The organism is Lactobacillus kimbladii (genome assembly GCF_014323605.1).
Taxonomy (GTDB): Bacteria; Bacillota; Bacilli; order Lactobacillales; family Lactobacillaceae; genus Lactobacillus; species Lactobacillus kimbladii_B.
This window is the reverse complement of the sequence record NZ_SCMB01000003.1, coordinates 22,453-36,487: the sequence shown is the minus strand read 5'-3', so window position 1 is coordinate 36,487 and position 14,035 is coordinate 22,453. Positions and strand designations below refer to the sequence as shown.

The window sequence follows — 14,035 nt, the reverse complement described above, 5'->3', positions numbered from 1 at the left end:
AAAAGCACAAAGTTTTTAGCTTTGTGCTTTTTTTCACTTTTGGCTATTCTGTAAGGTATATAAATTATAATAATAACCTTTTTGTGAAAGAAGATTTTCGTGATTGCCTCTTTCTACTATTTTGCCATCATTTAAAACGATAATTTGATCTGCATCAACAATAGTTGAAAGCCTGTGTGCTATCGCCAAAGTTGTGCGGCCTTTGCGCAATCTCTTTAGTCCCTGCTGAATGAGCGTTTCAGTTTCAGTATCAACATTTGCAGTTGCTTCATCCAAGACCAATATCTTTGGATCTGTAACTAAAGTCCTTGCAAATGAAATCAATTGCCTTTGGCCTTGACTAAATTCGCTGCCGCCCTCACCTACTTTAGCATGATATTTGCCAGGAAGATTTTCAATAAAGCCATCTGCCTGAACAGTTTCTGCAGCCTTTTTTATTTGCTCGTCAGTTATGTCCTTGTTATAAAGACGAATATTGGAATTAATATCTCCGTAAAACATGAATGGTTCTTGCAATACCAATCCCAGTTTTTTGCGTAATTCTGCTTTAGGATACTTTTTAATGTCAACGCCATCAATTAATACTTCACCTTTATAAAATTCATAAAAGCGCATCATTACGTTAATAATTGAACTTTTACCAGAGCCTGTATGGCCTACTATGCCTAGAGTTTCACCAGGATTAACTGTGAAAGAAATATCATGTAAAATTTCATTTTTACCATCATAAGAGAAACTTACATGCTTAAACTCAATCTTTCCTTGAGTAATTGTTAATCCTGCTTCAGCATGCTGTTCCGGTTCGTAATCAGTATTATCTAATATCCGAAAAATTCTTTTACCGGCTACAATACCATCTTGGAAAAAAGTCATTTGATCCATCATATTGGCAATTGGATTGAAAAACTGGGAAATATATTGTGAAAATGCGTAAACCACACCCGCCGGCACGAATGTTTCCCTCAACGGAAAACCAAAATACATTAAAGTTAAAGCTAATGCCAGAGAATATAATAAACTAGTTAAAGGTGACAGCAAAAAAGAATTAAGATTAATCATATCAAATCTTGTTTTCATTAAAGCTGTATTTTCATTTTCGAAATGATTAGTCATGCGCTCTTCTTGCTTAAATTGCTGGATTAAAGAAACTCCTTCAATTGATTCATTTAAGTTAGTATTGATGCGACTCAGTCGCTCGCGATAACTACGGTAAAGTTTAGAACTTCTTTTAGAATATTGCCAAATGATCACTAAAAGTACAGGCAAAAATGCAAGTACTATCAGTCCAGCCATTACATTTGTAGAAAACATCGCTACCATAGCCGAAATGATTGAGAAAAATGAAATTACCACACTTGATAATACAGTCAGAAAATTACTCAAAGTCATAGTATCGTTTGTTACTCTTGAAACTATAGATCCGGCTGGAGTTTGGTCAAAGTAGCGCATCCCTAACGTATGCAATTTTTTATAAAGTTCTGACCGCAATCCTTCAAGTGATTTTTCAGACCCTAAAGCAAAAAAGTACTCATAGGTAAATTGTAAAATTCCTTTAACAATAGAACCAAATGCGTAAAGAAAACCGGCAAATAAAATTATTTGTGTTGTAACATCAGTTTTACTCAAAAAGTTATCCAAAAAATATTGTAAACCATATGGTAGCAGAACGTTGATTACACTTACTAAAAAGGCACCTATACCAGCAATAATCATTTCATTTTTAAAATGCATCACAAACCGCAATAAACGTTTAAAAATGCTAAGTTGCTCTTTTACTGGAATTTCTTGCGACCAGACTGATTGAAATGAATTTTCATCATCCATTTGAGTCACCTACCTTGTCTTCTAATTCTTGTCTTTGCCACATATCTGCATACCAACCATTTAATTTTAGCAACTGGTCATGGGTCCCTCGTTCAACAATCCGACCATTTTTTAGTACTAAAATTAAATCAGCATTCATCACTGATGTGAGTCTATGCGTAGCAATTAAGGTTGTTTTCCCTTTTCGTTCTTTTTTCAATGAATGTAAAATAGCCATTTCAGTTCTGGCATCAACTGCAGACAATGCATCATCTAAAACTAAAATTTGACTTTGCTTCAGCAAGGCTCTGGCAATTGACATGCGTTGTTTTTGTCCACCGGAAAGTGAAACGCCATTTTCGCCGACCAAAGTATTGTAGCCACCAGGCATTTGTAAAATATCATTATGCAAATCACTTTTCTTGGCCGCAGAAACAATAGCACTTTCATTACTGTCTGCTTTTGAAAAAGCAATATTTTTTTGAATACTTGTTGAAAATAAGTAATTATCTTGAGGCACATATGAGATTTGGCGTAGTAAAACGTTAAGCGGGATCTCCCTGATATCATGTCCATTTAAGGTGATATGACCATCATATTTATCAAATTCTCTTAGTAAAAGCTGTATGATAGTTGTTTTTCCAGCCCCTACTTTACCAACAAGACCCAGAGTTTGCCCCGTCTTTAACGTAAAGTTGATATTATTTAATACTTGAACTTTAGGCTCATCTGGATATGCAAAATATTTAACATGATAAATAAGATCTCCAGCAATATCTTTAGCAGATAATTTTTTATCAGCATTTTTGTCAGTGATTTCAGATTTTTCTTCTAATAGTTTTTCAATACGATCGTAACTAGCACTTCCACGCTCTAAAATATTAAAAAGATACCCAATCGCAAACATTGGCCAGACCATATTGCCGATATATGCTATAAATGAGACTAACTGGCCTATAGTGAGAGCTTTGTTAAAAACAAGCATTCCGCCATAAATAATAGTTATTGTATATGTCAAACCAATTAGAAATGTACCTAAAGGATCAAACATGGAATCCCATTTAAAAACTTTTTTATTAATTTTGATAGTATCGTCTATCATTTGATTGAAAGCAGCCGTATCTTCTTTTCCCTGTCCAAAAGTTTTCAAAACTTTTATACCAGAAACAGATTCTTGAGTTTTATTGTTTAATTTGGAAAAGGCTGCCTGAGATTTATCAAAAGCATCATGTAGTCTGTCTCCTAATTTCCATGCCCCCCAAGCCAAAAAAGGCAAAGGCAAAAGAGCTACAAGTGTTAAACGCCAATCAACAAAAGCAATCATGGCCACCATAGTAGATACGCTCATTATGAGTGAATCTACTAAAGTTAAGACACCTTCACCTGCAACCTCCTGAACAGCCGAAACATCATTTGTGGCGTGAGCCATCAAATCACCAGTTCTGTGACGTTGATAAAAAGTGCGATCCATAGCCATGAAATGACGAAATAATTTTGATCTTAACTGCAGTTCCAGTTCAGCCGCTCCACCCCAAATCTGACTACGCCAAAAATAGCGGAAGCCATAGAGCAGCAAGGCCGCTAAAACGATAGCCATAATCAGTAGACCGTATTCCTGCCAACTAATATGTCCTTTATCCAATTGATCAGCCATTAGGCCTAAAATCCTCGGTGGCACCAAGTTCACAACTGAAGTTAATGCTAAAAATGTAATACCAATGAGGTAACGCTTTTTCTCACTTTTAAAAAACCAGCCTAATTTAAAAAATATACCCATTATTCACCTAAAAAATTCAGTAAAAAAGCGGAGATACAATTCTCCGCAACACTATTTCAATCTAGTAAGTTTTTACTTTTGGTGCTTCATCATGTTCATCACTTGGTTTACCTTCTTCGCTGAAGGCTTTTGGCCCATTTGAGACATCATGGCAACAATCATATCTTCACTGATTGGCGGATTATCCTTAAAATATTTTTTCATATATGCTCTGGCACCGTAAAAGCCACCCACTAGGCCTAACAACAATGCTATAACAATTAGAAAGATCGCTAATCCTAAGTTCATAAAATAATCACCTCAATTTGTCCAATAGATATATCTTACCTAAAAATTCAATAAAATTAAAGATCAAAGTTAATCTTTTCTTAAACCTTTTTTTCTCTGAGCTTTCTTAGCTTTTTCAGATGTAATTTCATTACCATTTTTATCAATTATGACTAAATTTTCAACGTCTTGCTTAAAGCCGGCTCTAAAGTTCTTAATAAATTCCCGATGTAATTTTTTTCGTTCCTTTTCCTCAGCTTCTGTTAGTCCAACAGATTCTTTTTTATGATAAAGTTCATTTATTCGACTTATCATTTTTTTCTCAAGATCTTCCTTCATTTTAAGCACCTCTCATTAAAAAAGTCTACATTATTATTAGCAGGAAAAAAAGTTTTTAATTTTCAGAACGTTTGTTTGCACTATACAATTTATTTTGCTAAAATTAAATGTATAAGAAAACGTTTAAAATACTGGAGATAACTATGACTACAAAACAAAATACTAAGCAATTGCAAATTTTACGCTATATATATGAAACGGTTGAAGATAGAGGTTTTCCCCCCACTGTTCGTGAAATTTGTCATGCTGTAGATTTATCTTCTACTTCTACCGTACATGGTCATTTGTCAAGGCTTGAAAATAAGGGGTTATTAATAAAGGATGCTACCAAACCTAGAGCATTGGAAATAACAGATGAAGGAAAAAAGGCAATAGGCATCCAGCCGAAAAAAATTCCTGTAGTCGGCGATGTCACAGCCGGCCAACCAATTCTGGCTGTTGAAGACATTGAGGATTACTTTCCCTTACCTCCTGATTTAGCAAATGATGCTGGAGACCTCTTTATGCTAAGAGTTCACGGTGAAAGTATGATTAACGCCGGTATCCTAAACGGAGACAATGTTATTGTCCGCAAACAATCATCAGCAATTAACGGTGAAATTGTAGTAGCGATGACTGATGAAAATGAAGCAACTGTAAAACGGTTTTACAAGGAAAAAGGTCACTATCGTTTGCAACCTGAAAATGATACGATGGCACCGATAATTTTGTCAAATGTCCACATTTTGGGTAAGGTAGTAGGTCTGTACCGTAATACTATTATTTAACTGAATAACTCTTTAGCATTATTGGGATTAGTAAAAATTATTTTTACGCGTTTCGATAGTGCTTTTTTTCTGCAAAATTTATCCTACTTCTTCTAACACTTTTTTCTGCATTCTTAATTTGTTAATTTTTGCAGATATAACAGCGATTTTCGCCTTAATTAATTTTAAATTTTGTTCACGCTGCTTTTCTCTACTGCACGATTCAGCGTGTAGTTTTTTATTTCCTTTATTTCTTTGAGTGAAAACCCTCAGTCTTGGAACTCTTTAATTGATTCAAAAGTATCAACTTCATTTTCATTAAACCAATAGTTTCTTCCCTTACGACCAGGATTTAATAATTTTAAATAGATATAATGTCTAACGGTATCAGGTGTAGTATTTTCCTTTTGAATAAATTCTTTCAAATACATAATTATTTCCTTGACGTTGGGTCGACCCCAGATGGTTAAATTTTTGTGGAGGTATTAAAATGTCATATCTTACAATCTTTTTAACTATTATATATGGTGTTCTCATGATTAGCGCCAGCTTTCTATCTTTTACTAGTTTGCCAATTTGGCTAATCATGATCAACGTTTTGTCCGCATTAGGCATTATTGCCGGAAGTTTTCTAAAAAAACCACTTTTAACTACTATATTTCTAGTAGCAGTTTTACTTACCGCTCTAGCAAATGGAATTTTTCTTTACGGACAAATCACTTGGTCTCACTGGTTTATCAGACTTATTTTGACTATTATTTTGATTTGCTTGAACTTTAAGTATTTTTAGATATTTATCTTGCAAAATTCCTGTTAATAGTCAAGCGTAACTTCTCAAAATACTGTCATGATGGCAAGAAATTGACTTTCCACAACTAATGCTTTAAATGAATTCACAAACTTTATATTGAAAATATACTTCAAAATGTCGTTTCTAAAGCTTTTATGTTATTTGCTTGTGAATTGTGTGTCTGTTTCACTTTGGTTCCACAGCAGTATTTTTTCACAAACTTGGTTAAATTTCCTTAATAATATTTGCTGCCAAATTGATGGCTGTCTCATGAGCATCCCTGCCCCAGCCTCTGTCATCATGTTTTTCTATGTCTTTAAGAGAATCCGCTGTAAATAATATTTGTGCAAAATCTGCCTCTCTAAATTGTGCACACGCAGCCATTGCTGCACATTCCATCTCTACACAAGAGGCTCCCAACTCTTTAGCCTGCTTTACTTTCTTGACAGTTTCCCTAAAGAAGCCATCAGTTGTCCAGGTAGTTACTTCTTCAACCTTAAATCCATCTTGACTCAGTAACTTTTTTGTCTTCGTTAGAAACTCGGACTTCAAGTCAATGTATGTTCCTGGTTTCATATAATGAAAGGATGTGCCCTCATCTCTAATAGCTCTTGTAGGTACTAGAAAATAGTTTTCTGGTAAATCAACTAAGCAGCCGGCTGATCCTATTGCTAAAATCTGTTTAACACCGTAACTTATTAACCAATCTAATAGCTCTACAGCAGCTGCAGCACCTATCTTTGCCTGACAAAAAGTAATTTTTTGTCCGTCTAAGTCAACCTGATAAATTGGGGTTTCTCCTTCAAAACAGTCAAAGAACCCGAGCTTTTTATTAGGATAACGGGCCAAGAAACTACTGATCACGTCGGGAGTTAAAAATGCAAACAGCAGCTTGGGCTGAAAATGAAAGTTATTAATTTCTTGTTCGTGATCCGGTTCTAAAACAGCCGTCGATTCAGAATCAAAATTTAACAAAAACGGTTCATTCATAATTTTTCTCCTCAATAAAAATATATTGTTAAAGATTTTAACATAAACAAAAAAGAGAATCATCCCTTTACGGAATGATTCTCTTTTACTTAAGCTTGAATTAACGACGCTTTTCTGCAATTCTAGCAGATTTGCCGTGACGATCACGTAAGTAGTAAAGTTTAGCACGACGTACACGACCGTGACGCAATACTTCAACCTTGGCAACACGTGGATCGTTTACTGGAAAAGTACGTTCAACACCAACACCAGATGCCATCTTACGTACAGTATAGCTAGCACCAATTCCAGTGCCCTTACGCTTAATAACAACGCCTTCAAACATCTGAATACGTTCATGTGAACCTTCGACAACACGCACATGGACACGAACTGTGTCACCTGCACGGAAGTCAGGAATATCGTCACGTAATTGTTCTTTGGTTAATTCTTGAATTAATGGATCCATTTTTATTTTCTCCTTCTCCGGCATTCATTAGCGTTTTCTACGTCAGCGGAATACCCCTAACTATTAGTGCAAAATAAATTTACACCTCAATCATACTAGCAAAAATAACAGGTAAAATCAAGTTTGATCTTTTTCCTGCTTTATTTCCGTTAACATTCTCTTTTCTTCTTTACTTAAATTATAATTTTCAAGTAAATCCGGTCTGTACAAGTAGGTTGCCCGCAAAGCTTCCTTATGACGCCACTCATCAATCTTTTGGTGATTTCCAGATGTTAATACTTGTGGTACTTTCTTTCCTTCAAAATCTTCCGGTCTGGTATATTGAGGATATTCCAGCAAGCCGTGAGCAAAGCTCTCTTCCACTGATGAGGCATCATTGCCTAAAATTCCCGGTATCAATCTAACAGTAGCATCAATCATACTCATTGTAGGTAATTCCCCACCAGTTAAGACATAATCACCAATTGAAACTGTTTCATCTGCTAAATCATAGATGCGCTGATCAAAGCCTTCATAATGACCACAAATAAACGTAAGGTTTTCTTCTTTAGACCATTCTTGGGCCATTTTTTGATTAAAAGTTTTACCCTGTGGCGCAGTAATGATTACTTTGCCCTTATTTTTAAGTGAATCAAGGGCTTTCTTGATCGGCATAACTTGCAAAACCATGCCAGCGCCACCACCATAAGGACTATCATCAACGTGATGGTGTACATCAGTGGTAAAATCGCGAAAATTTACTAAATTTAGCTGCCATTTATCATCTTCAAGACCTCTTCCAAGCATTGAAGTTGTCAATGGTGTAAACATATCGGGAAAAAGCGTCAATACGTTAATCTTCATTGCGTAATCCTTCCAAAAGTTCTACAAAAACTTTTTTATGTTCAACATCTATCTTTTTAACAACTTGATCTATATAGGGAATTAAATACTCATTACCATTTTCTTCGGTAATTTCCCAGACATCGTTCGCACCAGGAGTTTCAATACCAGTTATTTGACCCAAAATAGCTCCCGATTGATTATCTATCACATTACAGCCCAATATATCGCGATAATAATATGCGCCATCTGGAAGTTCATGCTGATTTTGCTCGCTAACAACTAAAGTTTCGCCGACTAATTTCTTAGCACTATCAATATCAGTGATTTCATTAAATTGAACCAGCCAGAACTGTTTAAAAGGTCTGCTGGTTTTAACCGTCAACTTTTTTTGTTGATTAGCTTTTAAAGCCAATTCTTGCTTTGCAGCAAAGCGTTTTTCCGGAAAATCCGTAATTAAAGCAACTTTTACTTCTCCTTTAAGACCATGGGTAGATAGTATTCGCGCAACATCATAAAATTGCATAATTTCTCCTACTCAAAGAAAAAAGCTTGAAGCAGTTAACTTCAAACTTTTAACTAACGATTCACTATTTATTAAATTTTGAATCATGCAGTTTCTTCATTAAGCCTGCACCAGAAAGTAGTGATCGCACAGTATCTGAAGGTTGAGCACCCTTTTGCAACCATTCAAAAATCTTATCTTCGTCTAATTTCAACTCCTTAGGAACTGAAACTGGATTATAGTAACCGACTTCTTCAATAAAACGACCATCGCGCGGCATTCTAGAATCAGCTACAACGATTCTATAAAATGGCTTTCTTTTAGCACCCATACGGCGCAAACGAATTTTTACTGACATAAATTTATTTCCTCCTAAAAGTTACGTACAATAATATAGCATTTTTTTCAAAGGGTGTAAAGTGTTTTTACTTAACAGGTGATTTTTATGAATGGTATCTTTTAACTTTCATCCGTTTTTTCTTGTTTTTCTTAAATTTTTTACCCATATGTCTCATGGCCATCCGACCCATTGGAGAATTCATTCCTGGCAAATTATCCATTCCCTTAAAATTACCCTTAGTAATTTTGCTCATCATATCGCGAGCCTGCTTAAATTGCTTAATCATTCTGTTGACTTCAACTACCGGTCGCCCAGATCCAGCTGCTATTCTTCTTCTGCGACTAGGATTAAGCAACTCTGGATTTTCTCGCTCTTCTTCTGTCATTGATGAAATAATTGCTTTCACATAAACAATTTGCTTTTTATCGAAGTTGACATTCTTAAGCTGGGGATTATTTGCCATTCCTGGAATCATCTTCACCAACTGATCAAGAGGCCCCATTTTTTCAACTTGCTCAATCTGATCAACAAAGTCGTTGAAATCGAAAGTATTTTCTTTCATTTTTTCAGCAACTTCTTCAGCTTTTTTGGCATCATAATCCTGCTGAGCTTTTTCAATTAAAGTCAGCATATCACCCATACCTAGAATTCTAGAAGCCATACGATCAGGATAGAATTGTTCAAGGTCAGTTAATTTTTCACCCTGACCAGTATAAATAATTGGCTTGCCGGTTACTGCTCTAATGGATAAAGCGGCACCACCACGAGTATCACCATCAAGTTTGGTCAAAATAACTCCGGTGATGTCTAAACGTTCGTCAAAGCCCTTTGCAACATCAGTTGCTGCTTGACCGGTCATGGCATCTACTACCAGCAAAATATTATCCGGTTGGGCAACTTTTTTGACGCGCTCAAGTTCTTCCATCAAAGGCTCATCAATTTCCAAACGACCAGCGGTATCAATAATGACATAATCATTTTTATCTTTATCGGCTTGACTTAAGCCGTCTTGTACTATTTGAGCTACGTCCTTTTGATCTTTTTCACTATAAACAGGAACTTTTAGCTGGTCACCAATTTGCTGCAACTGGTCAATAGCCGCTGGACGATAAATATCACCAGCAATTAGCAACGGTCTTGCTTTTTCTTTTTGTATTAATCTGTTTGCCAACTTACCAACTGTAGTAGTTTTACCTGTACCTTGTAAACCTACCATCATTATTATTGTAGGAATATGTTTAGATTTATTGAGGGAAACTGCGCTCTCACCCATCATCTTGGTTAATTCATCGTTAACAATTTTAATGACTTGTTGACCCGGATTAAGGCTTTCCTGAACTTCTTTTCCGAGAGCTTCTTGCTTTATTTTCTTGATAAAATCTTTAACAACTTTAAAGTTAACATCAGCTTCCAGTAATGCCAGTCTAATTTCCCGACTGGCACTATTGATGTCATCTTCTGATATTTTCCCTTTACCTGTTAGATTTTTTAAGGCCTTTTGAATTCTTTCACTTAAATTTTCAAATGCCATCGAATTACTCTCCCCTCAGTTGATTTATTAGATCAGTAGTTATTTGTAAAGCTTGGCTTGACTCGCCTTTTTTGAGTGCGACTACAACTTTTGCTAGTTTGTCTTCAATCATATTGTAATCCCTCTGCATATGTAAATTATCTTCGTAATTTTTTAACAACTTGCGACAGCGACGTAAATTGTCGTAGACTGCCTGACGTGAAACATGATGATTAATGGCTATTTCTCCTAAAGACAGGTCGTTATAATAATAGTCTTCAAAATAACTTTGCTGGCTCTTGGTTAATAGATCACCATAATATGCGTATAAATCACCTAATATTTCGTTTTTTTCGAGTTCGTCCATTGCCCTCACCTTGAACAAGTATAGCAAAAATGTCAGAAATTGACGATCTTGAAAGCCAAAAATTTAATTAAAGATATACTAAAATTTATTGCTTTTCTTAATAAAAATCTGTATTATTAATTTAATTAATTTTTAGGAATTTTACTATCACGGATATAGAATTATCATTCTTGAAAGTTATTAGATTAGACGGTACACGAATAAATATTAATTTTGTACCGTTTTTTTATTTGAGTAATCAAACTGTTTTGAAAAAATATTTAAAAGCGTTACACTACACCTACTGTTTAAAACAAATTTTACTATATAAAATGTAAGTTCGCACTCAAGTTGTTACCCGTGTGAACTTTTTAAATGGTAGATTTCTTTCAAACAGAATGCTAAACAAAGCTAAGGAGCAATTCAGTGTGAATTTATGGAAATTAATGAATCGAAAAGAAGATCCAGATATTTATCAGGAAAAGGATGGTCACTTAGTCAGAACACTAAAAGTTCGTGACTTTTTAGCTCTGGGTGTAGGTACTATCGTTTCAACCTCAATTTTTACATTACCTGGAGAAGTTGCAGCACTGCACACAGGACCCGCTGTAGCCCTGTCATGTGTTATTGCATCTATAGTAGCTGGTCTTGTTGCATTCGCCTATGCAGAAATGGCAGCCGCAATGCCATTTGCAGGATCAGTTTATTCTTGGATCAATGTTATATTTGGAGAATTTTGGGGTTGGTTTTCTGGTTGGGCTCTTTTAGCAGAATACCTAATTGGAATGGCATTTATTAGCTCTGGTTTGTCTGCTAATCTTCGTGCATTAATAGCACCTTTAGGCTGGAAATTACCTGCTGCCCTAGCCAATCCACTAGGCGTAAATGGAGGATTATTTGACCTTGTTGCATTACTAGCTATTTTGTTGGCTGCATTTTTAGTCAGCTTTGGAGTCTCTAAAGCTTCTCGAGTCGAAAACGTTTTAGTGGTGGTCAAAGTTTTAGCAATTTTGCTTTTTGTAGGCGTTGGCTTGACAGTTATTAAAAAAGCTAATTTCATTCCTTTTATACCGCATTATCGTGCAACAGCTCACGGACCTTTTGGTGGCTGGCAAGGCATTTACGCCGGAGTTTCGATGATCTATATTTCATTCTTGGGCTTTGATACCATTGCATCAAACTCTGCAGAAGCTATTAATCCGCAAAAGACTATGCCACGGGGAATTATCGGTTCGTTGCTAATAGCGGTTATTTTATTCGTAGCCGTCAGCTTAGTCTTAGTTGGAATGGTACCTTATCACCAATATTTAAATTCAGCTGAGCCAGTCGGATATGCTTTAAGAAAAACAGGTTTCGGACATATTGCCACTATCGTTCAGTCTGTTGCTATTTTAGGAATGTTTACTGCTTTAATTGGTCTTTGTATGGCAAGTTCTCGTTTGGTATATTCATTTGGTCGCGATGGCATGGTTCCTAAGGTACTTGGTAAATTGAATAAAGAACATCGCCCAGCAAACTCATTATGGACAGTTGCGGTTATTGCAATTATTATTTCTGCATTTATTCCCTTCTCATTCTTGTCACAATTAGTCTCAGCTGGAACCCTGATCGCCTTTATGTTTGTCTCTCTGGGAATCTATCGCTTAAGGCCACGCGAAGGAAAAGATATTGTAGATCCAGCTTTTAAAATGCCTTGGTATCCTGTGCTGCCATTTTTAGCGTTTCTTGGTTCTTTTGTTGTTTTCTGGGGATTAGATATACAAGCAAAAAAGTACATGCTAATATGGTCACTAATTGGTGTCTTTATTTATTTAATTTATGGCATTCGTCATTCAGCCATGAATAAAAAATTAACTAACTGACATTAACCACACGATAAAAAAAGTCTGGAAATTTTCCAGACTTTTTTAATACAATTAGATTTACAGATTTTCATCCATATTAAAGGTTAATTTAGACATATTGATTGAATCTATCATCATCTGGGCCCAAAGCTTTTCAGAACGCTTTCTAGTATAGGCGACAGTTTCTTGATTGGCCCTGGTCAAATATGCGGTCAATTCTGCACCAGTTTTACCTTGAACTTGAGCAATAACATCTTCTACACGCCTGCGATAATATTGGTTAAGTTCATTTAGATAATCAGTATCGAGTTGAACAAACTGTGGGTAATGCGTTTCTACAAGTGCTGCCAAGGATTTGTAGTACCACCAAGCATCATTAAGATTATATTCCATTGATGTGTTATTGTAAGAAGGATCAGTATCATTCATATTAGCAAAGAATGGTACAAAAGGCGTGAAAGTTGGACCCCCAATACAAAGCCACATTATTGCTGCTTTGTCAGAGTCAACATCATTTCTAATCTGTAAAATGTGGGAATTTTGCGTTCTATTTAAACCAATTGGACGGAAACGATGCTTCTCTTCTTCCGTGCCTTTACCAAAAGGATCATACGGAGTGTTTTGGTAATGACTGCCAAGCACAAATTCAATATCTTCTCTGGTTATTTTCTTAGCTGCACGCTGAATAAAAGGTAAATTACCATCGGTTGGATCTTGTTCAATTTCGGGATTAAAATATTTTTGACCGTACCAAACACGATTAGTATTATAAAACCTATCTTGTTCACTATAAGTACCAAAAATATGACGGAAATTCCATCCCTGATGATCAACATTTAAGTTGTGATCGGCAACAAACTCCTGAATTCCCTCGCTCCACATAAAGTTTTTTGTGTCAGCAAAATCTACTTGTTCAATAGAAACCCTATTTGCAGCAATTGCGTAAGCATCATCTGGAATACGTTGCGCTACCCAGTGGTGGCCAGTGACAATTTCCATATACCAGATCTCATTTTTGTCACCAAACAGAACTGAGTTACCTGCTGGTGAACCATATTTAGCTATCAGTTTGCCTAAATATTCAACTCCATTTCTAGCAGAATGAATATAAGGCAAAACAACTGACTGCATGCAATCTTCATCAAGACCATCTTTTACCAGTGGATCATATGCGAGTGCTCTCTCATTACCATAAGTTGATTCAGTACAAGACATTGCTACATTTTCTTGATTAATACCGCTCTCATCGTAATAACCACGGTTTTTGTAATCAACATTGGGTACAGCAGGAACGGCCTGAGCATTTTCAGGCAAGTCTAATTCAAACTTATTCAACCATGACTTAATTTTACGACCTGATTCATTTTTTGCAGCAGGTCTGATAATAAATTTTTGCGGTGTAATTGGACGAAAAGTGTCATCATTACGAGCAATCATGGTCGAACCGTCAACTGAAGCCTTTTTACCTACTAAAATTGTTGTACATGCACTGTATTCTTTCATTAAAT

Annotated in this window: 16 protein-coding genes; 3 read left to right on the top strand and 13 right to left on the bottom strand. The window is 35.7% G+C overall.

The features are described 5' to 3' along the window. Positions 1-33 precede the first annotated feature (33 nt). The 4 genes from ERK18_RS05340 to ERK18_RS05325 form a co-directional block, all read right to left on the bottom strand. A complete protein-coding gene (locus tag ERK18_RS05340) occupies positions 34-1,824 on the bottom strand; it encodes an ABC transporter ATP-binding protein (RefSeq protein ID WP_187154602.1) in 1,791 nt (596 codons plus the stop codon). Then, positions 1,817-3,580 (bottom strand): ABC transporter ATP-binding protein, encoded by a 1,764-nt coding sequence (locus ERK18_RS05335; RefSeq protein WP_187154601.1) that lies wholly within the window; start codon positions 3,578-3,580, stop codon positions 1,817-1,819. Before ERK18_RS05335 ends, ERK18_RS05340 begins: the two co-directional genes overlap by 8 nt. Before the next feature lie 72 nt (positions 3,581-3,652). Further along, positions 3,653-3,868, bottom strand: a complete 216-nt coding sequence (locus ERK18_RS05330; protein ID WP_046332244.1) for a YneF family protein — start codon at positions 3,866-3,868, stop codon at positions 3,653-3,655. Positions 3,869-3,937: 69 nt separating this feature from the next. Beyond that, on the bottom strand, positions 3,938-4,186 hold the full coding sequence (locus ERK18_RS05325; RefSeq protein WP_046332245.1) for a DUF896 domain-containing protein: 249 nt from the start codon (positions 4,184-4,186) through the stop codon (positions 3,938-3,940). 143 nt (positions 4,187-4,329) lie between these two features. Here ERK18_RS05325 and lexA point away from each other — a divergent pair, with 143 nt between their 5' ends. Then, entirely contained in the window at positions 4,330-4,953 is a 624-nt protein-coding gene (gene lexA / locus ERK18_RS05320) for a transcriptional repressor LexA (RefSeq protein ID WP_187154600.1), read from the top strand. Positions 4,954-5,201: 248 nt separating this feature from the next. On the opposite strand, the gene ERK18_RS05315 is transcribed toward lexA, so the two are convergent. Next, entirely contained in the window at positions 5,202-5,363 is a 162-nt protein-coding gene (locus tag ERK18_RS05315; protein ID WP_187154599.1) for a MerR family transcriptional regulator, read from the bottom strand. Between the two features lie 59 nt (positions 5,364-5,422). On the opposite strand from ERK18_RS05315, the gene ERK18_RS05310 reads away from it, so the two are divergent. Beyond that, positions 5,423-5,722, top strand: coding sequence for a hypothetical protein (locus ERK18_RS05310; RefSeq protein WP_187154598.1), 300 nt, complete (start codon positions 5,423-5,425; stop codon positions 5,720-5,722). 225 nt (positions 5,723-5,947) lie between these two features. Here ERK18_RS05310 and ERK18_RS05305 read toward each other — a convergent pair whose 3' ends face one another. From ERK18_RS05305 to ylxM, 7 genes are all read right to left on the bottom strand, one after another. Beyond that, entirely contained in the window at positions 5,948-6,712 is a 765-nt protein-coding gene (locus ERK18_RS05305) for a nucleoside phosphorylase (RefSeq protein ID WP_187154597.1), read from the bottom strand. 100 nt (positions 6,713-6,812) lie between these two features. Beyond that, positions 6,813-7,160, bottom strand: a complete 348-nt coding sequence (rplS, locus tag ERK18_RS05300; protein ID WP_034981588.1) for a 50S ribosomal protein L19 — start codon at positions 7,158-7,160, stop codon at positions 6,813-6,815. A 117-nt stretch (positions 7,161-7,277) separates the two neighbouring features. Then, entirely contained in the window at positions 7,278-8,003 is a 726-nt protein-coding gene (gene trmD, locus ERK18_RS05295; protein ID WP_187154596.1) for a tRNA (guanosine(37)-N1)-methyltransferase TrmD, read from the bottom strand. Then, on the bottom strand, positions 7,993-8,508 hold the full coding sequence (rimM, locus tag ERK18_RS05290; protein ID WP_187154595.1) for a ribosome maturation factor RimM: 516 nt from the start codon (positions 8,506-8,508) through the stop codon (positions 7,993-7,995). The genes trmD and rimM overlap by 11 nt, the downstream gene beginning before the upstream one ends. 64 nt (positions 8,509-8,572) lie before the next feature. Beyond that, positions 8,573-8,845 carry a 30S ribosomal protein S16 gene (gene rpsP, locus ERK18_RS05285; RefSeq protein WP_034981579.1) on the bottom strand — a complete coding sequence of 91 codons (273 nt, stop codon included), beginning with the start codon at positions 8,843-8,845 and terminating at the stop codon, positions 8,573-8,575. Positions 8,846-8,930: 85 nt separating this feature from the next. After that, positions 8,931-10,358, bottom strand: a complete 1,428-nt coding sequence (gene ffh / locus ERK18_RS05280; protein ID WP_187154594.1) for a signal recognition particle protein — start codon at positions 10,356-10,358, stop codon at positions 8,931-8,933. A 4-nt stretch (positions 10,359-10,362) separates the two neighbouring features. Then, positions 10,363-10,704, bottom strand: coding sequence for a YlxM family DNA-binding protein (gene ylxM / locus ERK18_RS05275; protein ID WP_187154593.1), 342 nt, complete (start codon positions 10,702-10,704; stop codon positions 10,363-10,365). A 407-nt stretch (positions 10,705-11,111) separates the two neighbouring features. On the opposite strand from ylxM, the gene ERK18_RS05270 reads away from it, so the two are divergent. Then, positions 11,112-12,545, top strand: a complete 1,434-nt coding sequence (locus tag ERK18_RS05270) for an APC family permease (protein WP_187154592.1) — start codon at positions 11,112-11,114, stop codon at positions 12,543-12,545. 60 nt (positions 12,546-12,605) lie between these two features. Here the strand turns inward: ERK18_RS05270 and ERK18_RS05265 are convergent, their stop codons facing one another. Next, positions 12,606-14,030 carry a C69 family dipeptidase gene (locus ERK18_RS05265; RefSeq protein ID WP_187154591.1) on the bottom strand — a complete coding sequence of 475 codons (1,425 nt, stop codon included), beginning with the start codon at positions 14,028-14,030 and terminating at the stop codon, positions 12,606-12,608. Between the last annotated feature and the right edge of the window lie 5 nt (positions 14,031-14,035).

Bases quoted from the DNA above. Each gene is read 5' to 3' on its own strand.
- ERK18_RS05340 (WP_187154602.1), bottom strand. From the start codon at position 1,824: ATGGATGATGAAAATTCATTTCAATCAGTCTGGTCGCAAGAAATTCCA.
- ERK18_RS05335 (WP_187154601.1), bottom strand. From the start codon at position 3,580: ATGGGTATATTTTTTAAATTAGGCTGGTTTTTTAAAAGTGAGAAAAAG.
- ERK18_RS05330 (WP_046332244.1), bottom strand. From the start codon at position 3,868: ATGAACTTAGGATTAGCGATCTTTCTAATTGTTATAGCATTGTTGTTA.
- ERK18_RS05325 (WP_046332245.1), bottom strand. From the start codon at position 4,186: ATGAAGGAAGATCTTGAGAAAAAAATGATAAGTCGAATAAATGAACTT.
- lexA (WP_187154600.1), top strand. From the start codon at position 4,330: ATGACTACAAAACAAAATACTAAGCAATTGCAAATTTTACGCTATATA.
- ERK18_RS05315 (WP_187154599.1), bottom strand. From the start codon at position 5,363: ATGTATTTGAAAGAATTTATTCAAAAGGAAAATACTACACCTGATACC.
- ERK18_RS05310 (WP_187154598.1), top strand. From the start codon at position 5,423: ATGTCATATCTTACAATCTTTTTAACTATTATATATGGTGTTCTCATG.
- ERK18_RS05305 (WP_187154597.1), bottom strand. From the start codon at position 6,712: ATGAATGAACCGTTTTTGTTAAATTTTGATTCTGAATCGACGGCTGTT.
- rplS (WP_034981588.1), bottom strand. From the start codon at position 7,160: ATGGATCCATTAATTCAAGAATTAACCAAAGAACAATTACGTGACGAT.
- trmD (WP_187154596.1), bottom strand. From the start codon at position 8,003: ATGAAGATTAACGTATTGACGCTTTTTCCCGATATGTTTACACCATTG.
- rimM (WP_187154595.1), bottom strand. From the start codon at position 8,508: ATGCAATTTTATGATGTTGCGCGAATACTATCTACCCATGGTCTTAAA.
- rpsP (WP_034981579.1), bottom strand. From the start codon at position 8,845: ATGTCAGTAAAAATTCGTTTGCGCCGTATGGGTGCTAAAAGAAAGCCA.
- ffh (WP_187154594.1), bottom strand. From the start codon at position 10,358: ATGGCATTTGAAAATTTAAGTGAAAGAATTCAAAAGGCCTTAAAAAAT.
- ylxM (WP_187154593.1), bottom strand. From the start codon at position 10,704: ATGGACGAACTCGAAAAAAACGAAATATTAGGTGATTTATACGCATAT.
- ERK18_RS05265 (WP_187154591.1), bottom strand. From the start codon at position 14,030: ATGAAAGAATACAGTGCATGTACAACAATTTTAGTAGGTAAAAAGGCT.